General features: G+C 41.2%; 22 protein-coding genes. 8 read left to right on the top strand and 14 right to left on the bottom strand.

The window, feature by feature from the left end; translation table 11 throughout:
• Positions 1-217: 217 nt before the first annotated feature.
• The 5 genes from AC5590_RS09540 to AC5590_RS09520 form a co-directional block, all read right to left on the bottom strand.
• Positions 218-868, bottom strand: coding sequence for an HAD-IA family hydrolase (locus AC5590_RS09540; RefSeq protein WP_169263727.1), 651 nt, complete (start codon positions 866-868; stop codon positions 218-220).
• A gap of 78 nt (positions 869-946) precedes the next feature.
• Positions 947-2,143 carry an NAD(P)/FAD-dependent oxidoreductase gene (locus AC5590_RS09535; protein ID WP_169263726.1) on the bottom strand — a complete coding sequence of 399 codons (1,197 nt, stop codon included), beginning with the start codon at positions 2,141-2,143 and terminating at the stop codon, positions 947-949.
• A 40-nt stretch (positions 2,144-2,183) separates the two neighbouring features.
• On the bottom strand, positions 2,184-2,756 hold the full coding sequence (locus AC5590_RS09530; RefSeq protein ID WP_169263725.1) for a GNAT family N-acetyltransferase: 573 nt from the start codon (positions 2,754-2,756) through the stop codon (positions 2,184-2,186).
• A gap of 134 nt (positions 2,757-2,890) precedes the next feature.
• Positions 2,891-3,145 carry a ChaB family protein gene (locus tag AC5590_RS09525; protein WP_169263724.1) on the bottom strand — a complete coding sequence of 85 codons (255 nt, stop codon included), beginning with the start codon at positions 3,143-3,145 and terminating at the stop codon, positions 2,891-2,893.
• Between the two features lie 134 nt (positions 3,146-3,279).
• Complete coding sequence (locus AC5590_RS09520; protein ID WP_169263723.1) at positions 3,280-3,936, bottom strand: DUF1345 domain-containing protein; 657 nt, start codon at positions 3,934-3,936, stop codon at positions 3,280-3,282.
• A gap of 386 nt (positions 3,937-4,322) precedes the next feature.
• Between AC5590_RS09520 and AC5590_RS09515 the strand changes: the two genes are divergently transcribed.
• Entirely contained in the window at positions 4,323-5,054 is a 732-nt protein-coding gene (locus tag AC5590_RS09515) for a TerC family protein (RefSeq protein ID WP_169263722.1), read from the top strand.
• A 69-nt stretch (positions 5,055-5,123) separates the two neighbouring features.
• Here AC5590_RS09515 and ndk read toward each other — a convergent pair whose 3' ends face one another.
• Positions 5,124-5,573 carry a nucleoside-diphosphate kinase gene (gene ndk / locus AC5590_RS09510; RefSeq protein WP_169263721.1) on the bottom strand — a complete coding sequence of 150 codons (450 nt, stop codon included), beginning with the start codon at positions 5,571-5,573 and terminating at the stop codon, positions 5,124-5,126.
• 443 nt (positions 5,574-6,016) lie between these two features.
• On the opposite strand from ndk, the gene speA reads away from it, so the two are divergent.
• Positions 6,017-8,032, top strand: coding sequence for a biosynthetic arginine decarboxylase (gene speA, locus AC5590_RS09505; protein WP_169263720.1), 2,016 nt, complete (start codon positions 6,017-6,019; stop codon positions 8,030-8,032).
• 97 nt (positions 8,033-8,129) lie between these two features.
• Here the strand turns inward: speA and AC5590_RS09500 are convergent, their stop codons facing one another.
• The 4 genes from AC5590_RS09500 to AC5590_RS09485 form a co-directional block, all read right to left on the bottom strand.
• Entirely contained in the window at positions 8,130-9,296 is a 1,167-nt protein-coding gene (locus AC5590_RS09500) for a nucleotidyltransferase family protein (protein ID WP_169263719.1), read from the bottom strand.
• 752 nt (positions 9,297-10,048) lie between these two features.
• The gene (locus AC5590_RS09495; protein ID WP_169263718.1) at positions 10,049-10,891 is read right to left on the bottom strand and encodes a segregation/condensation protein A; all 843 of its coding nucleotides are present in this window, start codon (positions 10,889-10,891) and stop codon (positions 10,049-10,051) included.
• A 129-nt stretch (positions 10,892-11,020) separates the two neighbouring features.
• Positions 11,021-11,380 carry a lipopolysaccharide assembly protein LapA domain-containing protein gene (locus tag AC5590_RS09490; RefSeq protein WP_169263717.1) on the bottom strand — a complete coding sequence of 120 codons (360 nt, stop codon included), beginning with the start codon at positions 11,378-11,380 and terminating at the stop codon, positions 11,021-11,023.
• A gap of 523 nt (positions 11,381-11,903) precedes the next feature.
• On the bottom strand, positions 11,904-12,959 hold the full coding sequence (locus AC5590_RS09485; protein WP_169263716.1) for an AI-2E family transporter: 1,056 nt from the start codon (positions 12,957-12,959) through the stop codon (positions 11,904-11,906).
• A 252-nt stretch (positions 12,960-13,211) separates the two neighbouring features.
• Here AC5590_RS09485 and pdxH point away from each other — a divergent pair, with 252 nt between their 5' ends.
• The 4 genes from pdxH (at position 13,212) to AC5590_RS09465 (ending at position 15,675) form a co-directional block, all read left to right on the top strand.
• On the top strand, positions 13,212-13,856 hold the full coding sequence (gene pdxH / locus AC5590_RS09480; RefSeq protein ID WP_169263715.1) for a pyridoxamine 5'-phosphate oxidase: 645 nt from the start codon (positions 13,212-13,214) through the stop codon (positions 13,854-13,856).
• Positions 13,856-14,044, top strand: coding sequence for a hypothetical protein (locus AC5590_RS09475; protein WP_169263714.1), 189 nt, complete (start codon positions 13,856-13,858; stop codon positions 14,042-14,044). Before pdxH ends, AC5590_RS09475 begins: the two co-directional genes overlap by 1 nt.
• Before the next feature lie 210 nt (positions 14,045-14,254).
• A complete protein-coding gene (locus AC5590_RS09470; protein WP_169263713.1) occupies positions 14,255-14,557 on the top strand; it encodes a hypothetical protein in 303 nt (100 codons plus the stop codon).
• A 212-nt stretch (positions 14,558-14,769) separates the two neighbouring features.
• Positions 14,770-15,675: an ATP-grasp domain-containing protein gene (locus AC5590_RS09465; protein ID WP_169263712.1), complete on the top strand. Its 906-nt coding sequence runs from the start codon at positions 14,770-14,772 to the stop codon at positions 15,673-15,675.
• A gap of 93 nt (positions 15,676-15,768) precedes the next feature.
• Here AC5590_RS09465 and AC5590_RS09460 read toward each other — a convergent pair whose 3' ends face one another.
• From AC5590_RS09460 to AC5590_RS09450, 3 genes are all read right to left on the bottom strand, one after another.
• Positions 15,769-16,626, bottom strand: coding sequence for a DUF3153 domain-containing protein (locus AC5590_RS09460; protein WP_169263711.1), 858 nt, complete (start codon positions 16,624-16,626; stop codon positions 15,769-15,771).
• A gap of 24 nt (positions 16,627-16,650) precedes the next feature.
• Positions 16,651-17,172 (bottom strand): outer membrane protein assembly factor BamD, encoded by a 522-nt coding sequence (bamD, locus tag AC5590_RS09455; protein WP_169263732.1) that lies wholly within the window; start codon positions 17,170-17,172, stop codon positions 16,651-16,653.
• A 278-nt stretch (positions 17,173-17,450) separates the two neighbouring features.
• Entirely contained in the window at positions 17,451-20,783 is a 3,333-nt protein-coding gene (locus AC5590_RS09450; RefSeq protein WP_169263710.1) for a GAF domain-containing protein, read from the bottom strand.
• A gap of 1,216 nt (positions 20,784-21,999) precedes the next feature.
• Here AC5590_RS09450 and AC5590_RS09445 point away from each other — a divergent pair.
• Positions 22,000-23,031 (top strand): VOC family protein, encoded by a 1,032-nt coding sequence (locus tag AC5590_RS09445; protein ID WP_169263709.1) that lies wholly within the window; start codon positions 22,000-22,002, stop codon positions 23,029-23,031.
• 54 nt (positions 23,032-23,085) lie between these two features.
• The gene (locus tag AC5590_RS09440; protein ID WP_169263708.1) at positions 23,086-23,691 is read left to right on the top strand and encodes a YdcF family protein; all 606 of its coding nucleotides are present in this window, start codon (positions 23,086-23,088) and stop codon (positions 23,689-23,691) included.
• A 42-nt stretch (positions 23,692-23,733) separates the two neighbouring features.
• Here AC5590_RS09440 and AC5590_RS09435 read toward each other — a convergent pair whose 3' ends face one another.
• On the bottom strand, positions 23,734-24,549 hold the full coding sequence (locus AC5590_RS09435) for a DUF1838 domain-containing protein (protein ID WP_169263731.1): 816 nt from the start codon (positions 24,547-24,549) through the stop codon (positions 23,734-23,736).
• Positions 24,550-24,678: the final 129 nt, after the last annotated feature.

The raw sequence follows: 24,678 nt of genomic DNA, 5'->3' as shown, positions 1-24,678 counted from the left end.
ACTCAGATCTTGCACCTTCCCCTGAGTACGCCTTGAACTAAAGTACCCTGCGGGAAGCCCTCCGGGTTCGGGGGTTCGCAATCGACGGGAACCGCCAAGACTGCGACCCCCTCACCGCTAGCCACAAGAGGGGCGCGGAGCTAACGCGCTTGGCAGATTTTTCAATTGTTGTGATCCAACCCTCAAGCTTTGCGCTTGGTAGGGAGGATGTCAACAATTAATTCTGACGATTTATCCAAATGCCTCTTAGCCCAGCTCCCCTCGCTCCGTGATAATCTTCTGTGAGACTGTCACCAATGTGCCATGCAGCCTCTGATGAACACTTATGTTTTTCCAAAGCTATGGCAAAGATTTTGCTATCAGGTTTGGCAGCACCTGCTTGAGTGCAAATAGTGATAGACTCAAAAAACTCTCTGATCTCCAAACTTTGTAACACTGAGTAAATACGGGAATCGAAATTCGATAGTATTCCCAGTTCTATTCCCATCCGCCGCCAGCTAACCAAAGCTGGCAAGACATCGGGATAGATAAACCACGGATTAGCTGTACCAAAGTGAATATAGAGTTCACTAAAAAAAGTCGAAAAATCAGAAAACTTCTGGATAACACCTGCTTGTTCAAAAGTGTTTTGCGCAATGTCAAGCCACCAATCAAACTCGCGTTGGGGAATGTCTTGTTCCTCTGCATCTGGAAATACTGGGGGTAGCGCAGCTTTAAAACTCTGTATAAATGTTTTGTTTAAAGTATCAGCAGAAACTTCGACTCCAAACTCCTGCGCTATCTGAGTGTAGATTTCTCCTACACTGCCTTTCACCCCAAAAAGTGTGCCAACAGCATCTAAAAAGATAACTCGCGGTTTTTCCTTCATAAACTATCACTGACTCGCTATTAGCTATCTACCTATCTCACTGACTCAAACAGTCCTGTATGCCAAGTATGTAATTTTTTATTTTCTATAAAGTGTCTCTACAATCGGACGAGTAAGCCAGTTAAAACCAACTTTGAGTTTGTGATCTAAAGTTGGTAGCCGATAAAGGTAGGCAAGACGACGCGCGACGTATGCTAACGAACCTTCTAGTTTGATGCCTAAACCAGTCAGGGTGGCACTGTCTATTCCCAATGCCATCATTTCACCTAAGAACTGATAGCGGAAGGGAAGCAAAGGGCGATTTGTCAAAGTTGCCCAAATGTTCCAACCAACGTAATCTGCTTGTTGGAAAGCAGCCTGTGCTGTTCCAGGGACTTGCTTACCTTCAGCATCAAGGCAATCTGCTAAATCCCCCAAGGCAAAAATCTCGGGATGATCGTGGACTTGGAGAGTTGATGTGGTGCTAATTTGACCACGTTGATTTTGTTTGACAGGCAGGTTTCGTACCACGGGTGATACCCGCGTTCCCACTGTCCAAATGACCAAATCCACAGGAATTGTGTCTACTTGATTTTTATACTCTAATGAGATGCTGTCTTGAGCAATTGCTTCTACCTTAGTTTCTAAATCGAGAAACAGACCCCGTGCTTCTATTGCTTTGTTAGCTGCTTGTCTGTTGAAGTCTGGCGAGGTTCGCAAAATTTGGTCAGATATTTCAATCAGCCGAAATCGTCCTCTTTCCCCAAGTCTATCTGCTAGTTTGCAAGCTAACTCTACACCACTGTAACCAGCACCAACTATAGCTACTCTGATTTTATCTGCATCCGATTCTTCTAAAACTCGCAGGCGTTCTTCCAAACGATACGCATCTGCAATAGTCCGAAACGAATAGGCGTAAGATGTTGCTCCAGGGACAGTATCCAACGGTGTTTCGCCACCTAGCGCTAACACCAATTGATCATAGGAAATTTCTGGTCCATCCTGTAAATGTACACGTTGCTGGTCTATGTCAATTTCTGATACAAAACCTTGACAAAAACGAACACCTGTAGTGACCAAAAGTTCTTGATAAGGTGGGGCAATTTCCCAGGTTTGCAATTCCCCAGTCAGAAGTTCGTAGAGAAGAGGAGAGAAAACAAAGCGATCGCTGTGATCCACCAGAACTATTTCGGGTCTTTGCGAAGGTTCCCAAGGAAGCTGGCTCAAGCGCAGAGCAGTATGGAGACCACCAAAGCCTCCACCAAGGATACAGATTCTAGCAGGTTGTTGAGTCATCGGTAAGCGCGGAAGGTCAATGCCAGCGGGGTAATTTCTTTCAGTGTACTGATTTCTTGTGGTTTGTCGCCATTAACCAGCAATCCCAGCACTTTCCTTCGTGAAGTTCATGTTCTGGTAATATTTTTAGCTTGACAAAGCCGCATTTTTCATAGCAACGGATAGCACGAGTGTTCCACACATGTGGGTCGATTACAACTTTGCGGGCTTGCAGTTGTTCAAAAATATAGTTTAGAGCCAATGAAACTACTTTTGTGCCAATTCCTTGGTTCCAATATTGGATTTCTCCTATAAATAAGTCAATCGCATAAACATCTTCAGTTTCTTCCAGACAATACATTTGCCTCTCTGTATCAGATAAGTCGTTGAGGGCACAATACTGCAAGTAACCAATGGGAGTTTTTTGATTGTAAAACAGGCAAGGGATAACTGGATCATCTCCCCTGACCATAGGCTGGTAAGATTCTATAATTCTGTCTAAAGGAAAGGGATTATCTCTCCCTTCGTAATATTTCAATACTTTCTCATCAGTCAGCCATTTTGCCATCAACTCATAATCTTGTACATCGTCTTGCATACGACGAATAGAGATTTCGTGTTTTGTGACCTGCATATCTATAATACTTTGGCAACTTGTATTACTTTCATCTGATGTATTTTGCAATCATTTTTAAACCTAGAAATAAGCAAAAGACGGTTTGTCTTTAATACAAACCGCCGGAAATTTAAAACCAACGCAAAAAGAACTTAGTTGCCACCTTGGGTAATAGCTTTGTTGTGTTGAGCGGTAACTTCGCCCCTTGCATGCCATTTGCCATCTGAACCTTTCTCGTACTGGTTTTTTACGCTATTCCAAGCAACTTCATAGGCACCCTGTTCACTGAAACCGTCACTTTGAGCTGCATTGAATGCTGCAACAAAAATTTGCTTTCCTTCTTGAGGAACTTCTTGCAGTTGGTCTTTTAGTTCTTGAGATAATTCATCTATGTTGTTAACAGGCATAGATCCACTCCGATTGCTTATGTTTGTGTTCATCCTAAGAACTCAAAGGCAAGGTTTTCCTCTTTCTATAAGTAGAGATACAAAATTTTTATATGTTTAACCTATACTTTTAGCATCGGCTTAAGAAACCTGATTTAAATCAGGGCGGCAATGATATTGATACTCATAGCCAAAATACTAGTATTAAAAAAGAAGGATAAGATCCCGTGTAGCAAAGTCAAACGCCTCATTGAACGTGATATTGTCTGGACATCTGAGACTTGACTAGTCATGCCAATCACAAAAGAAAAATATAGAAAGTCCCAATAATCTGGTTCTTCGTCATTGGGAAAATCTAAACCACCAGCTATTTGCTCTGTATTACTATTGCTAACTTGATAATAAGTACGCGCGTACTGCATGGCAAAGATAGTATGTACTAATAACCAAGAGCTGATAATCGTCATCACAGCCAGCGTGACGTGTAGGGTTAGTAAAATAGTTGACAAACTTTTTGTATTACCAGTCAGCAAGAACCCAATCGCTAAAACACTTGCACAAGCAGAAGCGATAATTAAGGTTAAAATAGCCACACGTCCTTGATATTCAAGTTGCGCGAAACGGCGCATCTTTTGTGGAGTTGTCCTGAACATTATCCACCAAGTCAAGCCTAAGAAACAGTCAGCGCCTAAGTTCCAAGCACAGAGAGTGCGCGTAGGTAAGCGCAGCCAAGACGGCAATAGTACGCAGACTAATACTCCAATAGCAACAGAGATAATCAGTCGGTGCCGAGAATCAGAGTTTTTTAACAATTTTTTAAGTCCAACCCAAAAATGATTGTTGGTAATTGAATCCTACCAACTCAGTTGACTCGAAAAAGTAGTTGAGTTAGAGGATGTTTGAAAAGTCTGATTTCAGACTTTTTCTTGGTAAGTATAAGTCGCATGACAGTTGCAGCAGATTGCACACAAGCTCTATTCCTTACGCAGTCGCAATCGCCGTGGCAAACGTCCGTGCATTACAAAGGCTCAGGTATTCCTTACTCGTCGGGTGCTCGCGTGCTCCCCGTAATCCTGATTCGCTTTGAGAATTTGCCATCCACACGTTAAGCTTAATAAAAGTAGCATTTTATTGCGCTTTGTATATTAAGATTGCGATTTGTGGTAATTTATGATTTTTGCTCTTTAAGAAAACTGGAATGCTAGATAGAATATTCGATTACCTTCAGTTTCATTTCAGCATTGAAGCACCGATAGTGCTGCTAGTGCTCGTCTTTTTAGAGGCAATACTGTCTGCTGACAACGCGATCGCTCTGGCTGCGATCGCCCAAGGACTAGAAGACAAGGATCTCGAAGATCGGGCGCTGAATATTGGTTTAGTATTTGCTTATGTCCTGCGAATCACCTTACTTCTAACAGCCACCTGGGTGCAACAGTTCTGGCAGTTTGAGTTACTAGGTGCAGGTTACCTTCTGTGGCTAGTATTCCAACATTTTACTTCCGATCAAGCCGATGACAATCAAGACCACGGTCCCAGGTTTAGTTCTCTGTGGCAAGTGATCCCGATTATTGCCTTCACAGATTTGGCGTTTTCTCTTGATAGTGTTACGACTGCGATCGCTGTTTCTAATGAAAAGTGGCTTGTGATTATAGGCACAACCATTGGTGTTGTGACTCTGCGCTTTATGGCTGGTTTATTTATTCGTTGGTTAGATGAATTTGTCCACTTGGAGGATGCAGGTTATATGACTGTGGCATTAGTGGGCTTGCGATTACTGCTTAGAGTCGTGAACGATTCTTTGGTACCGCCAGAATGGTTCATGATTACTGGGATCGCCCTGATCTTGGCATGGGGATTTTCTAAGCGAACCCACTCAGAAGAAATAGAAGAACAAAATAAACCCGAAGTGATGGAAGGAAGTAGAGAGTAGGAGCCAGATGAGGGAGTCAAGGAGTGAGGGAAAAAATCCTTGACTCCTCATCAATTCTCGCTTCCTAAATTACTCGTGTAAGCAAGGTGTTATGGTTGGTTGCCAAGAAACTAGTTCTTCTTCTTTAAACCACAGAGACACTTCCCGTTGTGCTGTTTCGACAGCATCGGAACCGTGGATCAGGTTGCGACCAATATTAATCCCTAAATCACCTCGAATTGTCCCTGGTTCTGCCGAAAGTGGGTTTGTTGCGCCAATGATTTTTCTGGCAGATGCGACAACGCCTTCGCCTTCCCAAACCATTCCTACGACTGGGCCAGAAGTGATAAAATCTACCAACCCAGCAAAAAAAGGTCTTTCTCGGTGAACGTCGTAGTGCTCTTGAGCCAATTCCTGACTAACTTTTAATAATTTCAAACCAACAAGGGTAAAGCCTTTCTCTTCAAAGCGACGGATAATTTCACCTACCAATCCACGTTGCACGCCATCGGGCTTAATTGCTAAAAATGTACGTTCCAAAACTATCTCCTCAAATTTACTGAATTTGTCTTTTGGCAGCCAGCGCTATGCAGGACGATCTCCTGCACCTTGGCGATTGGTGAGACAGCGCGCATGAGGAGGATCTCCAACGCCAGATACCTCTGTCGGGAAACCCTCCTATGGCACAAAGTGCCATGCTGCGCGAACAGTACTGGCTCCTCCGTAGGCGACTGCATTCGCGTAGCGTAGGCGTGCAGGAGATACCCGAAGGGATCTCCCGTTAGGCGTTCACCAATAGTGTGCCACAGGCATACCAGAAGGGTCGTTTGTCTTCTCTGATTTGTCAAGAATTAATGACAAATAGGAATGAGTTATGACCAATACTGACAATATCTCAGAAACTATCTCTAAGTGCATGTGCACATACAGACGAATACGCTAAATTGTATTTTCGTGGGTCTAACATCGAGGTCAGCGAAGAAATGCATGTTGAGTCAACAGAGAAATTAGAAGGGGTGCTGAAACTGCCGTCCGATGGACAAAAAGCGGAATTGAAAAATAATAAACAAAAAAAGCTGCTACCACCAGCCACATCAGCAGATGTACCTCGCCAGTGGACAATTGAAAAGAGTGAAGAACTTTACCGAATAGAAGGTTGGGGGCAGCCTTACTTTTCTATAAACGCAGCAGGTCATATCACTGTTTCTCCTAAAGGCGATCGCGGTGGTTCTTTAGACTTATATGAACTCGTCAACGCCCTTAAACAGCGTAGTCTAGGATTGCCGCTACTGATTCGTTTCTCGGATATTTTGGAAGACAGGATTGAGCGGTTAAACGCTTGTTTTGCCAAAGCGATCGCCCGCTACAACTACCCTGGTGTTTACCGTGGCGTATTTCCTGTCAAGTGCAATCAGCAACGGCATTTAATTGAAGACTTGGTAAAGTTCGGCAAACCCCATCAATTTGGCTTAGAAGCTGGTTCAAAGCCAGAGTTAATGATTGGTCTAGCTTTATTGGATACACCAGGAGCGCTGCTGATTTGCAACGGCTACAAAGACCGAGAATACATCGAGACAGCGATGCTGGCACAAAAACTAGGTCAAAAGCCGATTATCGTTTTAGAACAAGTCGAAGAAGTTGATTTGGTGATCGAAGTCAGCCAACAATTGGGGATTGAGCCAATTGTGGGTGTGAGAGCTAAACTAAGTACCCAAGGGATGGGACGGTGGGGAACTTCTACAGGCGATCGCGCTAAATTCGGTCTCACCATCCCTGAGATTATTCAGGCAGTTGACAAGTTACGTAATGCTAACCTATTGGGTTCCTTGCAGCTATTACACTTCCACATCGGATCGCAAATCTCAGCCATCAATGTGATTAAAGATGCCATTCAAGAAGCTAGCCGTATTTATGTGGAGCTGGCAGCATTAGGGGCAAAGATGAGGTATCTCGATGTTGGAGGTGGCTTGGGTGTCGATTATGACGGTTCGCAAACCAACTTCTATGCCTCAAAAAACTACAATATGCAGAACTATGCCAACGATATCGTGGCAGAGTTAAAAGATACTTGTGCCGAACGAAAACTTCCAGTACCAACACTGATAAGCGAAAGCGGACGGGCGATTGCTTCCCATCAATCGGTACTGATTTTTGACGTTCTTAGTAGCAGTGTTGTCCCGCTTGACTCACCAGAACAGCCAAAAGAAGGTGAATCCCCGGTTATTACTTACCTGTGGGAAACTTTCCAATCTGTTAACGAGGAGAACTACCAAGAACTCTACCACGACGCTACCCAATTCAAAGAAGAAGCCATCAGTCGTTTCAACTTAGGAATTTTAAGTCTTACAGAACGCGCTAAAGCTGAAAGGCTTTACTGGGCTTGTTGTCAAAAAATTCTTGAAATAACCAGAAAGCAGGAATACGTACCGGACGAGATGGAAGACCTAGAACAAATCATGGCTTCTATCTACTACATCAATCTTTCTGTGTTTCAATCTGCACCCGACTGTTGGGCTATTGACCAGCTTTTCCCTATTATGCCAATTCACCGTTTGGATCAAGAACCAACACGGCGAGGAATTTTGGCAGACCTGACATGCGATAGTGATGGCAAAATCGACAGGTTTATTGACCTGCGGGATGTGAAATCAGTTTTAGAACTGCACCCCCTCAAATCAGGAGAACCCTACTATCTCGGAATGTTCCTCAACGGAGCTTACCAAGAAATTATGGGCAATTTGCACAATCTCTTTGGCGACACCAACACAGTTCACATCCAACTGACTCCAAAAGGTTACCAAATTGAACACGTTGTTAAAGGTGATACCATGAGCGAAGTGGTAAGCTATGTGCAGTATGACTCTGAAGATATGGTCGAAAGCATTCGCCAGCGTTGTGAGCATGCTTTAGAAGAAAATCACATTACTTTAGCGGAAGCTCAAAGGCTGTTGCAAACCTATGAACAAAGTTTGCGACGCTACACTTACCTGAACAGTTAAAAGTCAAAAGTCATTAGTCATCAATTAGTGACTAATGACTTTAAAACGGCAGATGCTACAACGCTAAAAGTCGCAAGAGCGTACTCCCTCCTAATGACTAAGTAGCATTATTTCCTAACAATTCAGCAATAGCTTGCCGTTCCACTGGTGTATGCGATGGTGGATCTCGGCGAGCATCAGTAATGAGCCAGTCCAGAGCTGCTGCTTGGACATCTATCGTTGCTCCAGTCTTGTCTACGCAGTGACGACCAAATACCAACTTGTCCACAAGCCGTACTCCCGGTCCCAATCGTGACCATTCAAAAATGACACTGTTTTCTACCGTAGCACCACTGCATATCCAGCAGTTTGGACCTATCATCGTAGGGCCGACAATTTTGGCTCCGTCTTCAATCTTGGTCATGCCGCCGATATAAACTGGACCTGTAATATCGACTTTATCCCAATTGACAGCAACGTTCATGCCAGTGTATATACCAGGTGCGACTTGTTGTCCAGGGATTTGCACGTTCTTTATTTCCCCTGAAAGGACACCACGAATTGCCCGCCAGTAGTCTGGAACTTTTCCAATATCCACCCATTCAAAGTCCATTGGGATAGCGTAGAAGGGCGCACCAATTTCTACCAGTTTGGGGAAAAGTTGGCTACCAATGTCATACTCTACCCCAGATGGGATATAATTAAAAACCTCTGGTTCAAAAATATAAATACCTGTGTTGATATTAGTGCTTAGAGCTTCCTCAACTTTGGGTTTTTCTTGGAAAGCTTTAACACGACCATCTTCGTTGGTGACGACTACACCATAGCTAGAAACTTCTTCCTTAGGCACGGATTTCATGATAATGGTGGCAAGAGCTCCTTTAGATTTGTGCAACTTCACAGCTGCTGTCAAATCTAGGTCAATCAGGGCATCACCGCACAACACTACAAAGGTATCATCAAAGAATGGATAAAAGTCTTGGATTTTCCGCATGCCCCCGGCAGATCCAACTGCTTCCCCAACAAGACTACCTTCAACAATACGACCTTCAAAAGAGTAGGCAATTTGTACGCCAAACCGCTGACCATCACGGAAATAACTTTCAATTTCCTCTGCTAAATGGCTTACATTAACCATAATCTGGTCAAAGCCGTGTTTGCGTAAAAGTTCCAGTAAAAATTCCATCACTGGCTTCTGCAAAATGGGCATCATCGGTTTGGGCGTTGTGTAGGTAATCGGACGTACGCGAGTACCTTTACCAGCTGCGAGAATCATCGCCTTCATATGTGTTTATTCCTCAACCACAAGCGAGTTTACTGTTATTAAGTCATATTTCATCGTGAGTTTATTTCTGATTGAAGTCACCCCGCAAAGCACGGATAACAGAGATCAAGACACTTTGGCTCAGTCATCGGCATAACGTGCCTAGTAGTGTCAAGTATAAAGCATGAATAAAATATAAAATATTAAGTATAAAGTATAAATTTTTCATACCTAGCTTTGAGCATTCACACTTCATGACCTCATATCATTCTTTATCCTACTCTAACCTACCCTGCTTAAAGCCCATTGAACTTTACGAGAAGCCCTATGCCTGGGGCATGGCTACACCGTAAGTCCTGCCTAGGGTTGCGCCAATATAAAACAGTCTGGAGGAAGAGATATGAATATACCTCCAGCACGCCTATGTCCTAATTCGTTTCCACATGCTATGCGGCAGAGTGAGTGTTCACCCGACTTACGGAGAAAAACTGCGTAATAAAGCATACGTATGCTTAGTATGCCCCGAGAGCACGCTCTTGCAACGCCACGAACACAGGAGTTGCGCCAACAGTCAACTCACTCACCAAGATGCACAAAACTTTCATCTAGAGAGCGCTGTCTATTCACCATCCAGAGTAGGTAACCTGTACACAAAGGATTTTGCGACTTGGCAAAATTTTTGTTGGTGTCTACATCTTCTCATTCGTTATCTTTTTCAATTTAATCGGATTTTGGAACTTGCTGAAGCCAAACTCTGATAATTTTGAATATTCCTATGTTGCAAACTCTGAATTCAAGGGAGCATCTATGGATTCATGATTAGCTGAATCAGTCAGTAACCTGATTTTAATTTCCTGATAAAACTCCTCCTGAAATAGCTCCACTTTCGATTGAGCGCAAAGCAGTAGTAAAGCCCAGAAAACACTAACAACTATATGACTATGTTGCGATGTGTGTGTATTATTTTGTTGTGGTTGCTTTGTTTGCGTCCACAACTCCACCAGTTGTTCAAGATTGAGCCAACTGTTGTGTGAACTCAATTGTGTTGCCACACTTTGCAAGAGCTGCTCTAGTTCAAAAGCCACCTCTGTAAGATTTTCCTGGTGAGCCAACTCTAATGCTGCCCGCATACTTTGCAAACTAGGTTGCCGTTTCTGACGGACAGGTTTATTAACTTTTTCTACGAGTTTCAATTGTTGCGCCATGATTTGCAATTGCGAAATCAGTTCTTGCAAAGTCACGCGACGCTTTGATGGTGGCATTGCTATTGGACGACGACGCAAGTGCCGCTCTAATGGTAAGCGCTGAGCTTGATGAATGATCCCGTCTTCACTCGTAAGCAATCCATCATCAACGGCCGCTTCTTGATCTTGTGCTGCTGATTGCAATTCCATCAAAGTATTTGCTTTAAATAGCACAAGTTTCGATGCCGATAAAAAAGCTTGTCCTGATTTCAACAAGTCAGCTTCATAGCCCTTGCTGGTTGCTTGCGATCCCATTAATTCCAAATAATTATCAATCACCGAAATCACTTTGACATCCCAAGGGTCTATTTCCCCAAGTTCCGCCTGATGAATCAAAAGTGTAATTTTTTCCAATAACTCAGAAGCATCCATTAATTGTTTGGATATTGGATTTACTGGTTTTGTATAAGAAATTGCTATTTCTTATGAGTTGTTCTTTGTTGTGTTAGTAGTCGATAGTGGGACGACTAACAACTACTAAGTACTCACGAAACAATTCTGTTATTGGCTGATGACTTGTGCTTCTTTTGCTACAGAATCATTCACTGGCGGTAGAACAGGTTTCAAAGATTGAACTTCTGCTTGATATTGTTCAACTTTCCTTTCTAGTTCCTTAATTTGGACATTTTTCTGTCGCACTTGTTGACCAGAAAGTACAAGTCGCAGAAAATGTGTCCAGATACTATACAACCAAGCCAGAACTGCTCCTATCCCAGCTGCCAAAAGCAACTCAATTGCAATTGGTGCCTGCACCTGTACTTCTGGAACGATATTGATTGTTCCGGGTTGGGTGTTCTCGAGGGCAAATAAAGCCAAGGCTAAACAAAAGATAAAGATTATAACAAAGTTGATTTGTCTCATTGAAAACCAAAGACTAGATAATTTTTTTTGCTCAATGCTTCCCTGAAAATTGTGGCTAATACCATTTTGAATGGTGCTTGAACTATAGCGCAACGTCCTATCCAAAAAAGTTTGAAAACGTTAAGGTTGAACATCTACAGCAGTTTTATTTTACTTGTCAAACAACTTTTGGGGTTACTCAGTACTTTTTGGAATCAGTACGCCTTTTGAGCTTACGCTCGACAAAGAGTTTCTTACACCACGAGTGACAGGCAGTAAACCCGTCTATGAGACTTTTGTCATTTGTACAAAGAAATAAAAAACACTGGAGAATTGACTTAGAACAACCTTGCGGAAGAATTTCACAAACTATTTAGGATTGCTAGAAAACAAAATGGTATGAGAATGAATATAACTCGTAGAGTATAACATATGATATTTTGATACACCTACTCTTGTTACAAAAATGGATCGAAAAAATCATAAAAATAATCTTTACATTTCCCTATGTATATGAAATTTTTATCAATCATTCCCGAAACTCCTACTCAGTTACACTGTTTTTTCTGTTACCGCCTTTGATAGCATCGAAGGTAACTTTGATGGTGCCAGCAATAGGAACAGCAACCAGTGTTCCTAATAAACCAGCAATCTCAAATCCCATGAGAATAGCTACAAAAATCCAGATGGGATTAACACCAATAAAATCGCCAAGTAACTTGGGACCTAACAGATTATCTTTAATTTGCTGGATGACTATGGCAGCTATAGCGACTTGCACTGACAACCACCAATTTTGCAGCAAAACTAAAAAAGTAACCAAACCAATACCTAAAGTCGCCCCGATGAAGGGGATGAGTTGGGATATACCTATGAGTATGGCAAATAACAAGGCAAAAGGTACTTTGAGAAGTAAGAAAATAGGAATAAGACTAATTACCATGAACAATGCTAGCAAAATCTGGCTGAGAAAAAAGTAGTGGAAATTAAGTCGTAAAGATGTGGTTAAGGGGAATCGAATATGAGGTGGTAAGAAGTTGAATAAGCCAGACCATACGCGATCGCCATACAATAGCATATAAAATGCCAGCACTACTACCAATATCAGATCAACTAAACCCGATAACAGTGTTCCCGCAAATCCCACAACAACGGAAGCCAACTGTTGCAGCAAACTTTGAATGTTTGCATTTATTTGATTGCTGACTACCGTCAAATCTAGGGGAAAACGCTGCTTTTTAGCTAAAGCTTCAATCTGCTCCAAGTTTGCTTGACTGGTGGCTAGCCAATCTGGAATTTTATTTAAAAGTTGTATTGTTTGGTCAATAACTACTGGTACGAGCGTAACGCCAAGAATGACCAAAAGCGTTAAAGTTAACAGCAATACAATGATAACTGCTTGAGCACGGCTCAAGGTAATGCGTTCAAATAACTTGACTGGGTAGTTCAGTAAAAAAGCCAGAATTGCTGCAATGCTCACAATGGTGATGGGGTGCTGGAATAAGCGAAAAATCACATACAGCAACCAGAGATTGAGAGCGATAATCGGACCGCTCAGGCCGTATATTAACAGACGTTGAACTGAGGCTGAACGGTACATCTTATGTTATCTGTGTTAAAACGCTTTGATACATTAGGTACAACTTAGTGAAAGCTGATGACCATCTAGTGCTCGGACTACCCAAAATTGCGGGGTTAAGGCAAGCTGGGGAAGCTGGGGGAGAGTAAGAATTTTTTCACCTCATCTACCCCTCAAAGTTGATGTGGTGGACTACTAGATTAGATAAATATTTTTGCAAATACAGGCACCAAGTACTGAAATACGTACTTAATAATAGGAAAGTAAACGAAAATGGACAAAACGATCGCTGACCTTCGCAAAGACTACACCCTGCAAAGTTTGAGCGAAAAGGATGTAAACTCTAATCCTTTTATACAGTTTAGACAATGGTTTGACCAAGCATTAGCAGCCCAACTTCCAGAACCAAACGCGATGACTGTAGCCACAGCTACAGTAAACGGTCAGCCCTCAGCAAGAATTGTGCTGCTCAAAGGTTTTGACCAACGGGGCTTTATCTTTTATACCAACTACAACAGTCATAAAGGACAGCAGTTAGCAGAAAATCCTCAAGCTTCATTAGTTTTCTGGTGGGCGGAACTAGAACGCCAAGTCCGTATTTGTGGGAGTGTAGAAAAAGTTTCCGAAAACGAGTCAGATGAGTATTTTTATAGCCGTCCTTTGAACAGTCGCCTAGGTGCATGGGCGTCTGAGCAAAGTCAGGTTATAAAAAGCCGAGAAGCGCTGGAACAACGGATGCAGGAGTTGCAAATTCAATATCAAAACCAAGATGTTAAGCGACCACAACACTGGGGTGGCTTGCGCGTGATCCCCACAGAAATCGAATTTTGGCAAGGACGTTCTAACCGTCTGCACGATCGCTTGCTTTATACTCGCTTAGATGATGGTAGTTGGAAAATTCAGCGTTTGTCGCCGTAATGAAAAAACTCGCGCTTTTGTATTTAGTCACATTCTTGAGCTTTGTTGTTTGCCTGTCCATCAACGCAGCACAGCCGCGCCCTGTACCTCCTCTATGGCAGGTTTATCAGCAGTCATTTCAAACAGCCAAGTACGTTGACCTCACTCATAGCGTTGGGGATCAACAACTGAATGTACGAGTCAGATAGCAGATAACAGGACAGTTATTACTAGGAAAAGAGCAGTCTTTACTTGACTTTTTTCAAAATTATGCAAGTATAAAATTGTTACAAAAAGATAGTAACAAGAACCACAAATATCTGATATATGTACTACAAGTACAGGAATCAGAACCTTTTCCTAACACTCCGCAAACCCAGTACAAAACCCAGAAATTTTATCAACCCAGGAGAACTGTAATGAACCATCCCTTTGGTCTAGATGTTTCAGATTTAGAAGCAATAGAACTCAATTTTGAAGAGGAACTCAATGACGAAGAGGCTGCTCAAGTCTTAGGTGGATCGGATAAATTCACCACTCTAGCTTTAGGTGAAGAAGGAGGAGGAGGGACAGTCACCACTCAAGCTGTAGGTGAAGAAGGAGGGGGAGTGATAAATTGTATTTCTGCCCCCTGTCCAGGAAGTGAAACAGGAGAGAAGCCACCCAAAAAGCCTCCAGTGACCAAAGGTTGGTTTGAAATTGGAGGTCACTTTCCTTGGTAGATTGGTCGTTAATGTGAAGTTTAAAGCGACTGGTTGAAAACTCCGCGTGATAAGCGCATGGCGGAGACAAAACCCACTTTAGTAATTGACTGAAAAACGATTTCAGTTCAAGTTTACATACCATATAGTTTCAGCACTTTAGAGTCAAGTGCTGAAACTATATGCGGTTAAATTTATTTTATTTTCAGACTTCTTAAAACCGCTAATTTAAAATGAACATTTTAATTTTGGGCAATTCTTTAGATGCTCATGCTGCCCATCTGAAGAATGCTCTTACAGATGCTGGTGCGACGGTAAATTATTTCGATACTCAGCTATTTCCAACACAATTAAGGATGTCTTGGAGACCTGATACTAAGGTGGGATCTTTAGCTCTATCTGAAGAACATCAATTAAATTTCCTAGATATTCACAGTATATTTTGGCGTAGCTTTTCCGGCGTTCAGGTTCCGCAGTTAAAAGACTCAAACCAACAGTATGTTGCATTTAATGATTCAATAAGTACACTGCGCTCATTAATCCAGGCTTGTCCATGTCATTGGGTTAATTCTTGGCAAGCATACCAGTTTCATAAAGAAAAACCTCTACAACTTAGCAAAGCCAAAGAAATAGGAGTGACTATTCCAGCCACTTTGATTAGTAATCATCCAGGAGAAATTACAGAATTTGTTCAGATAAATGAAAAAGTTATTTTTAAGCCAGTTTATGGTGGTGCTCATACCCAGTTTTTGACACAAGAGCATTTAGAACCAAAGAGATTGAACTTGGCTTTGAGTCTTTCTCCAGTCACACTACAGGAGTACATTCCTGGGACAAATATTCGTAGCTATGTTATTGGAGAATCAGTTTATTCTGCTGAAATTCGCAGTCATGCGGTAGATTTTCGCGAAGATTTGGATGCTGAGTTAATTCCGAGAGAGTTACCAGAATCAATTCAACAACAATGTTTAGCAATAGCAAAGGCATTTATGCTAGAGTGGACTGCTATTGACTGGCGTTGTAAACCAAACGGTGAGTATATATTTTTAGAAGCAAACCCCAGTCCAATGTTTATACATTTTGAAAATCAGACTGGTTTTCCTATTACACAAAAATTAATCAATCTTTTGATGAATTAAAAGCAAGCAGTTTGAGCCAAACTAAAGAATGTGGACATAATTAAAAGTAACTATGTCCGCCAGGAGTGGAATACAGCGTAATGAAGCACAGGACTATTCTGTGACTGTTCCTTGTGAAACAAATTGAATTCTGGGATCTGGCATAAAAGTGTATCTCAGATAAAAACCTGCCCAGACAAACAGAATAATGAATAAAGTACCAAAACCTAGGGGACTAGGAAGCCAAAAGACCACTTCTATATGGTTCAATTCTCCAGTTTTGAGCTTCCACATCAACTGATTTCCATTTTTTTCTGGAAGAATTACATTAGTATTTTCCACATTTCTAGCACCCCAAGGAGCGTTTAAGCCAAATTCTAAATCGAGAATTGAGCCAGGACTCGCCAAAACATTTCCTTTGCTGGAAAGTAGAGCAAGCGATCGCAAATCCAAGTCATAAACCAATCGATTCCGCACTAAAAGCAGGAAATTATTCTGAAACAACAGTAAATTAGAATCAATTTGCGGCAATTGCGACTCAGTTTCACTTCTTATGGACTCAAGTGTTTGAGTGGTACTAGGGTGGAAAAATTCATTAAACTTGGTTTGTAGTTCCCGACCGCTACTAAAGGGAATTGAAACAATAACCTCTTCATTAGAAACCCTTCGTGTCTTGCCTTCCAATTTGCGGGCGCGACGCTCTATACTATTCAACCATTCATACACAGAATCGCCACTAAAACTGGTTAGTCGCTCTTCCAACTTAATGTGTTGTACAAACTCGCCGCCATTTGCATTGTAAAAATTAACACCTACATCATAGTTGACACAACCAGATAGTAACAGAGAAACCACAAGCACAATCCACAAAACAGGATTTTGAATTTTAGATTTCGAGCCTTCGCGCTTGCTAGAACGTCCTACTAATCTAAGTACACGCACAAAATCCTTTGCTAAAGCATACAAATGCATTCTCGGAAAACCCCCCAAAGTCAATTACAAACTCAACCAAAATAAACCACCTAACGTTAAACCAATGACAATCAACGCCATCCAAATAAATCGATTATCTCTGGTATTGACCTGAGTAAGGTCAAGAAATTCTCGTTCAGGAGGCATCTGCTTTTTGGAAGATTTGGTATTCTTTACACTCAGAGGAAGTTTGGTTTGATTGTCAGCCATTGCACTCAAATCGGGAATTTCGGTCATCCATTCCCTTGGTCGTTCTAATCTTGGTGCTTTGAGGATATAGTGTAGTTCTTTTGCTTGTTTACTCGTTTCTGAATGGGGATGGCGCTTGAGTTGTTCGCAAAGGGCGATCGCCTCTTCTGTGCGCCCTGCTGCTTGATAAGCTGTGACGAGCCACATTTGTAACTCACCACCGAGGCGAGAATTAGGAGCCACGAGGGTTCTTGCCTTTTCCAGTTGTTCAACAGCTTTTCGGTACTGCCCCTTTTCAAAGGCAACTTTAGCACTTTGGTACGTAGCTTTGGCAATTTCTAGACTTTCTGAACTCACGTTTTGCACATAAATCAGCACTGCCTTCATTGTGCCAATGCCTGTAATACTTTGGGAGTCTTTTTTAGATTCATCAATAAATAAATTCTGTCTGCGTCCCATTGAAATCATACGCAGTCCCTACCAGCAACTAAATTGCTAGATCATAGCGGGACGCAGTCCATTTTGAATTGTTAAGTGGCGTCAAAGGACGCAAGTGAGCCAGAAGTTGGGGGAGATTTTAGATAAAATGGTTTGTTACCATTGAGCGCTCACAGTCGTTGCCTCACGCCAAAGTCCTACAGCTTATCGCTATCAATCAGCCTCTGCTGTTCTTGAGAATGTAGCTTAAATGTCCGCACTTTTTCTTGCAACTGTTGGGAAATCTCTACTGTTTTCTGTAGAGAAGTGGAAACTTGGTGAGATGAGTTGCTAGTTGTTTCAGAGACTTTAGCAATATCTTGCATCAGCAGGGAAACGTCTTGCGAGGTTTGTACTTGAGAAACTGTAGCATTAGAAATTGACTGTACGAATTGGTCAATTTGACGACAGACTTCCAGAATATAATTCAAGCTGTGTTTGGTATTTTGAACCAGAGTCGTTCCTTCAACAACCTGTGTGGTTCCCAACTCCATAGCTTTGACAACTTCGCTGATTTCCAGTTGGATATTGGCAACAATTTCTTGAATTTCTGAAGTGGCTTCCCTACTTTGAGCTGCTAGCAAACTAACTTCTTCAGCAATAACAGCAAAACCTTGCGCTTCTTCACCAGCATGCGCTGCTTCAATACTACTGTTGATAGCTAACAAGTTGGTTTGCTTGGTAATTTCATTAATCAATGCCACCATACGCGAAATTTGTTGGGAAGATTCTCCAAGACGCTTGACTTTTTTCCCTGTTTCCCCCATCGTGTCCCGCAATTTGAGAATATTTTCGACTGTCAGGTCGATAGCTGTGTCTCCTGTTTTGGCGGCGTGATATGCTGTACGGGAAACTTCTGCGGCTTGTTGGGCATTTTTTGCCACAGTTTTAATCGATTGCCTCATTTGGTCAATAGCATTTAGACTCTGGCTAATTTCGTGTGCTTGTTTGAGTGCGTTAATTGCCAGTTCACCCATTGCTCCTGAGTTGTCTGCAACTGCAGCATTCACTTGAGTCGCTGCTAGCTTGACTTGAATCACAATCTCCTGCAAACTTTCTAATAAGGAGTTAAAAAAGTCAGCAACAGTGCCTATTTCCGCACCGGTGACTTCAGCGCGCACTGTTAGGTCACCTTGAGATGCTTCTTCTAAACAGTATATCAATCTTAGCAATTGCATTTGCAGCGTTTCTTTCTGCTGGCGTTGCTGCATTGAACCTTGTTCTGCAATTTGGCGTCCTTGTTCAGCTTGCTCTAAAAGATTAGACCGTTCTAAAGCTAGCCCAACAATTCTGGCAAATTGCTCAAACAAATCAATTTCCGACTGTTCCCATAGACGTGATTGAGAACACTGATGGACAATTAACAAACCGAGCAAGTTGTTATCTATCAAAATTGGTGCGATTAAATTTGCTTTGACTGCAAACGCTTCTAGTTGTTTGATATAACACTCGTTGAGCTGGGCTTGGTAAATATCATTGATGGCTACAACACGACCCTGACGATATTTCTCAACATAATCTTTTAAACAAGGGTCGTTAATTTCTGCACCAAGACAACAAGGCCAACCTGTTACTACTGATTCTGCAACGACGCTTCCATGGACATTTTCGTCTATTTTGTAAATGACTGCTCGCTCTACTTTCAAGGCTTTACGGATGCTTTGAACCGCTAAATTGCATACATCTTGCGAGTTATGGGTTTTAGACAAGTCGATGGCAAGGTCTTTTTGTGTCTGTGCCATCTCAAGTAAACTGAGACGTTCCAAGTTTAACCCAACTTTAAGCGCCAACTGCCGCAAGAAATTAATTTCACTGAACTCCCAATTATGAATTTCCTGACAGTGATGAGCAATCAAAAGACCTATGAGTTGATTTTCTTTGAAAATAGGGGTTACTAACTTCGCTTTGACTTGCAATTTTTCCATGAAATTGTGGTATTCGAGGGGAAAGCCTGCTTCCAAAAGATTGTTAATAACCATCACCCGACCTTCTCTGTAAGCCTCTATCATCTCCTGACTTATAGAGGTATATTTAATTTTTTCCCCAAGAGAAACAGGAAAATCAGAAGCAACGGATTCGGCTACGATTTGTCCGCCTCCTTGAGCATTAAAGTGATAAATAACAACCCGATCCGCTTTGAGTGCTTGTCTTGCTTCTGTAACTGTAAGGTTGAACAATTCTTCACTACTCAAAGAGGAACGAATTGAGAGGAAGATATTTGTGAGTAACTTTAAGAAATGAGCTTCTGTAGCTTGTTTTTGTAGTAAGTCTTGCACTTGGTCTGCCATCTTGTTGATGTTAGAAACCAAGATTGCAAGTTCGTCTTCGCCTTTAATCGCAATTCGAGTATCAAGATTGCCTTTACCCAATTTTTGAACTGCCATTGTCGCAACCAAAATTGGTCGCACGAGACTATTAGCAACAATTGCTGCAAAGCCACCAACGAGCAATTCTGTGATGAAAGTCCCCATCTGCAATGCCAGTAATAATTGTCTCTGTGTTGCAAATGCAGTGGCTGTATCTAAATCTAGAACTAATGCCCATTTTAATTGTGGCAATCCTTCTACTTTTGGCAAAGGCGCATAAGTTATTAATTTTTCAGTATTTTCCTTTTCGTTTGAAAATATACCAGAAACTACCTGCTGTTGTGGTTGCAGTTTATCCCATCCCGGAATTTCTTCTTTAGCATCATTACCTAAGTGAGATCCTATTTTGCTCAGAAAAATTTTTCTGGAATCATCTATCAAATAGTAATTCTCTTGACTTATTTTCGATGTAGATATTACCTTTTCTAAAGATTTTAAAAGCGTAGCTGTTCGGATAATATAAATGGTTTCACCTGTTTCACTATCTTTAACAGGAGCAGATATGTAAATTTTAGCTTTCTCTTTGTTTTGTGCTGCTGAAGGTAGACTGATTTCAGGTGTGTTAGTTTTGACTACTTTTTGAAAATAGTCCTCGTTTTTTTGATTAGGAATCGATTGTCCTTGGGACTCAGCAAGTAAGTTACCTTGAATGTCGAACACAGCAATGCTCTCATACTTGTTTTCAATATTTAAGTTTCTTAGCTGTGCTTGCATCTGTTCACGATTGAATACTTGCCTGAATTTACCGTTTTGTAAGAATGCCAGTTTAGAGAAAATTTCAATATCTCCATATCGTCTCAACATAAAACTGTTTATGTTGTCTGCTAAGAAATTAGCTTTATCTTGTTTAGCATTGGTGATTTCCTTTGTAGTCGAGTTGTTGACTATGTTATAGGTGAACACCCCTACTAATATGATTGGCAATGTACCGAAGGCAAAGGCAAAGGCAACCGCTTTTCTACGTAAACTTGCTCGTTTTAACCAGGAAACAACACCCTTTTTTCGGGAATTTTGAAGATCATCTGCATACTGTATAACAGTACTTTTTTGCAACGAGTTTATGAATAAATTGTCTGGAAAATCTTTCTTTTCCTCTGTGATATGATTCTTCTGTGTGTCAATCATTTTAACTTTCTACCAATTTTTTCCAATGATGTACTGGAAGCAGTCAAGGTTTCTTTTTTGGTAGATGCAATTTCCTAGATACAAAATACTGAACAATCGCCTATGAATGTATTATAATAATATTGGTTCATCTCATCAGATGTGTTAGCATCAATAATAGGAAAATAGACTAGCTGTTACTAGTCAATGAGCAAACAAAATAGTATGATAAACGATTTCTATAGTCTTTGTTTCTATCATAGGTAACTAGCCGTCATCAACTATTTACATCTGCACACCTGAAAATTTTCCTCCACTACTTCTTGTGCTCAAAAACTCTTATTTTCTAGTGAAGTAAACCAAAAAAAAGAATTGGTACCATCATCTTGTCTAGAAGAAGTGTCAAACTATCCTCTGTTGAGACACTCACTTCTACTGTCAACAACATCAAAACTAATTTTCCAAATGGTTGTTCACTACGCTTTTGGTACTCTATTAAAACGATAATAGCCTATGGTGTACGTAACTTAGGTTTAATGAGAATTTCTCCTTAAACCTTATAAAAATGTGTCAAGCTATCTTGCCTCTACCTAATTCAGCAGTAAATTAAGTAGACGCATATTTACTGACAACACACTTTCTCATCAAATATGTATAGATAGTCACCCCGAATACTAGTAACTGTCACTTTTTGAAACTAGCAACAATATGTTGTGATTTTAGGATTTAGACACAATGGTAACAGTATATCTAGATCATACTCAATATTGTTATAAAGTTTTGTCGAAGTTTTATCAAAATCATTCAAAAGGCGCTATTTCAAACATTTCAATCAGAAAAAGGGATAAAAATTCTACTTGCCAACATATAGCTTAGTTAAGGATAAACACAAGCATGGCGATCGCCTTCATAGTTTCTCAACGTTTGTTAGTTATGCAGACTTTTTATCTATCTCAAATCAGGTCTGTACAAACGGGTTTTTCACCATTTTTATCCCAATTCATGGTGCTTTCTGTCTTTATTTTTCTCTCTAAAAACGTTTTGACGTTACTTTATATAAAAACATAGTTAAATTAGGAAAGTTTTACAATCATCTATGTAATTGTTAATACAATTACATATTACTTCTGTTGAGTTTGCAATTATCAAGCTGATACATTTATGTCAAGCTAATAGATTGATAATTCAAATAGCACACTGTTTCAAAAAGTTCTTTTATTATACGTTATAACTAACTATGAACCAAGGGCAACAAACTGCTATTGAAGGCATCTACGAAGTGTGTATTGGTGTCAAAGAACCAATTTCTGCTATTCAATACTGGGAACTCTTTGGCTATCGCGTTGGTCAAGTTGGTGAATTATCACAAGCAGCAGCATACCAACTGTATGGCATCAATTCGTCCTTACGTTCGATTCGTCTTTACCATCAATATATAGATCATGGTTTGCTTCGTCTGATGATTTGGGAAAATCCCACCAATCAGGGATTAGGGATGGGATCAATGAAAGTGAAGGGAAATCGCTGGGCTACGACCTTAACAGACGATGTGTTGAACATTTTAAATCATGTGGAGGAGGCAAAAGCAGCCGGTTGGGAAATTAAAAATACATTCCCTCGCTGGGAAGTGATTTACAACAAGGAGAAAAAAAGCCGTCCTTTCATCGAACCAGTGATCGGAGTGCGAGAAATGCTCTTATTACAACCTTTAATGCGACAGGTTTTCTTTCAGAGATTTGGTTATACATTACCACATTATGGGAACATTAACGTAAATTCTCCCCTCAAGACAAGCCAGTTTACTCATATGGGGATGATTATTCAGGATGACAGCAAAGAAACTCTAAAGTTTTATGACGAAGTTTTAGGTTTGCTGCGTGTGCGTGACGATGTAGAAACAAGCTACGAATCTTCTATAGCAGGTCGAGAAATTTTTGATCTCCAAAAGGGGGAAAAGTTTTATCTTACCGCCTTTGATGATCCCCGGTCTTCTCAAACAAACATATTTGCCGCACGTTCCGGCAGACTTTATATCATTCGCTTTCCTGATGTGATTAAGTTAAATTCTAGGTTTGAAGCTGCACAACCGGGTTGCTTGGGAGTTTGTCTTTACACCTACCGGGTGCGAGGACTAGATATGTATTGCGATCGCATCAAAGCAAGCCCCGTGCAAAAGTATACAAACCTCGTTCCTAACGAGTTTGGAGAGATGAGTTTCTCTTTTGTTGCACCAGATGGGTACTTTTGGACGTTGTTAGAAGCTCCATAAAGTTGTTAAAAGATAGATGAAGTCTTGTAAATTTTAATTTCGGAGATATCAACAATGCCCAGTTACCAAACCAAAACACAATGGCTAGCTTTGGTCATACTTGGGATTATGTCTGCACTTTTGCTGGTAGTTGCAATCACAGCATTCAGCATATACTTTTATGGTAGGGCTAACCGTGTTGTCAAAACTGATGCTGCTATAGTCCTGGGTGCAGCAGTTTGGGGAGACAAACCATCTCCAGTTTTCCGAGAAAGAATCAACCACGCCATTCATCTCTACAAAAGAGGAGTTGTACGTACTATCATTTTTACTGGTGGCGTTGGCAAAAATGATGATACATCAGAAGCCGTTGTGGGGAAACGCTATGCAATGGCGCGGGGAGTCAAAGAAACCGATATTCTTGTCGAAACAGAATCTCACACAACTCACCAAAACCTTGAGAATGCTCAAAAGGTAGCAGATAAATACCATTTGTCCAAATTTCTGATTGTTAGCGACCCTTTGCATCTTAAGCGAGCCGTGTTAATGGCACAAGACATGGGAATGGATGCCTATCCATCCCCTACGCCCACAACTCGCTACCGCAGTTTCAAAAGTCAGTTTGAGTTTTTAATGCGAGAGACATATTTTTACTTTGTCTACCTCGTATTAAAATACTAATTCGTATTTTGTCTTTGCTTTGTTGTTCTCTACACAACAAAGCTAAACATCCTCCGCTTCTGGCACTGGAAAGGTTTCACCTGTCAAGTAGGCATCAAAGTGGTGTTGGAAATAAAGCCAAGAACTTATATCTTCTACATCAAGAAGCGATTTGGGCGCATCCTTGTACAAAGGAACACGAGTATTGATTTCATCTTGCAGCACTTGCGGTAACTCGCCCAAGCTATTGACTTTGCTTCCATAAGCACTATAGATCAGATGACCAGCATGTGCACCCATTTTCATCCAAGGAAGCCACGGACCAATGCGGTCCCAACTTAGCTTGAGTTCAGTTACCGAGGGAAGTTCAGAGTTTAATAAATCTGCAGTTGGTACAGTTAATTTAAACAATTCCGCTGCTTGATAAATCGGGTGTGGGCTATACTCAGCAAACTTGGGATTTTCCCCAAGAGGATTAGGGTAAGTAGGAAATATATCAAACACAAAGGTTGTCCAGTCTCCGTCTACTGGTGCTGAAAACTTACCTTTAAAATGACCTTGTACGGGACTATTTGCAACGTGTACCACTGGAACTGTCTCGTTTGTCCAAGGATTATGCCACTTATGCAAAATTTCTCCTGTTTCTGGGTGAAGGTAGTAAGTCAGTTCCCTTGAGGTAAAATCCCAGCAGCCTTCTTCTGTTGGAATACACCTACTCACGCTGTAACCCACTATTTGAAATAGAAGTTTTCTCTTCTCACCTGGGACAAAAGCATAAATCTTGCCCTGCCAAACGAGAAAGGTTGATTCATCGGGATTAAGGGATGAACGAGTTTTCACCCAATGTAGGGCATCAAATTCTTTGATTTCGGCAACCATTGATAGCATCCGTAATTCTATTCTCTATTATCCTAAGTTGCCGGTCAAGCCGAAGATAATCAGTCGCAGTCCTACGGCTGAGCCGAGGTAGCGGTGTAAGGTAAAGTGATTTAGAGTTCATGGTCGATG

The sequence above is a fragment of the Brasilonema octagenarum UFV-OR1 genome (assembly GCF_963888615.1).
Taxonomy (GTDB): Bacteria; Cyanobacteriota; Cyanobacteriia; order Cyanobacteriales; family Nostocaceae; genus Brasilonema; species Brasilonema sennae.
The sequence above is the reverse complement of the archived record's forward strand: the minus strand, read 5'-3'. Positions and strand labels throughout refer to the sequence as shown.

Excerpts from the sequence above, each read along its gene's own strand:
- AC5590_RS09540 (WP_169263727.1), bottom strand. The coding sequence starts at position 868 with ATGAAGGAAAAACCGCGAGTTATCTTTTTAGATGCTGTTGGCACACTT.
- AC5590_RS09530 (WP_169263725.1), bottom strand. The coding sequence starts at position 2,756 with ATGCAGGTCACAAAACACGAAATCTCTATTCGTCGTATGCAAGACGAT.
- AC5590_RS09470 (WP_169263713.1), top strand. The coding sequence starts at position 14,255 with ATGAACCATCCCTTTGGTCTAGATGTTTCAGATTTAGAAGCAATAGAA.
- AC5590_RS09495 (WP_169263718.1), bottom strand. The coding sequence starts at position 10,891 with ATGGATGCTTCTGAGTTATTGGAAAAAATTACACTTTTGATTCATCAG.
- AC5590_RS09450 (WP_169263710.1), bottom strand. The coding sequence starts at position 20,783 with ATGATTGACACACAGAAGAATCATATCACAGAGGAAAAGAAAGATTTT.
- AC5590_RS09490 (WP_169263717.1), bottom strand. The coding sequence starts at position 11,380 with ATGAGACAAATCAACTTTGTTATAATCTTTATCTTTTGTTTAGCCTTG.
- speA (WP_169263720.1), top strand. The coding sequence starts at position 6,017 with ATGCATGTTGAGTCAACAGAGAAATTAGAAGGGGTGCTGAAACTGCCG.
- AC5590_RS09440 (WP_169263708.1), top strand. The coding sequence starts at position 23,086 with ATGCCCAGTTACCAAACCAAAACACAATGGCTAGCTTTGGTCATACTT.
- AC5590_RS09535 (WP_169263726.1), bottom strand. The coding sequence starts at position 2,143 with ATGACTCAACAACCTGCTAGAATCTGTATCCTTGGTGGAGGCTTTGGT.
- AC5590_RS09525 (WP_169263724.1), bottom strand. The coding sequence starts at position 3,145 with ATGCCTGTTAACAACATAGATGAATTATCTCAAGAACTAAAAGACCAA.
- AC5590_RS09460 (WP_169263711.1), bottom strand. The coding sequence starts at position 16,626 with ATGCATTTGTATGCTTTAGCAAAGGATTTTGTGCGTGTACTTAGATTA.
- AC5590_RS09445 (WP_169263709.1), top strand. The coding sequence starts at position 22,000 with ATGAACCAAGGGCAACAAACTGCTATTGAAGGCATCTACGAAGTGTGT.
- AC5590_RS09475 (WP_169263714.1), top strand. The coding sequence starts at position 13,856 with ATGAAAAAACTCGCGCTTTTGTATTTAGTCACATTCTTGAGCTTTGTT.
- AC5590_RS09435 (WP_169263731.1), bottom strand. The coding sequence starts at position 24,549 with ATGGTTGCCGAAATCAAAGAATTTGATGCCCTACATTGGGTGAAAACT.
- AC5590_RS09500 (WP_169263719.1), bottom strand. The coding sequence starts at position 9,296 with ATGAAGGCGATGATTCTCGCAGCTGGTAAAGGTACTCGCGTACGTCCG.
- AC5590_RS09515 (WP_169263722.1), top strand. The coding sequence starts at position 4,323 with ATGCTAGATAGAATATTCGATTACCTTCAGTTTCATTTCAGCATTGAA.
- AC5590_RS09485 (WP_169263716.1), bottom strand. The coding sequence starts at position 12,959 with ATGTACCGTTCAGCCTCAGTTCAACGTCTGTTAATATACGGCCTGAGC.
- AC5590_RS09465 (WP_169263712.1), top strand. The coding sequence starts at position 14,770 with ATGAACATTTTAATTTTGGGCAATTCTTTAGATGCTCATGCTGCCCAT.
- pdxH (WP_169263715.1), top strand. The coding sequence starts at position 13,212 with ATGGACAAAACGATCGCTGACCTTCGCAAAGACTACACCCTGCAAAGT.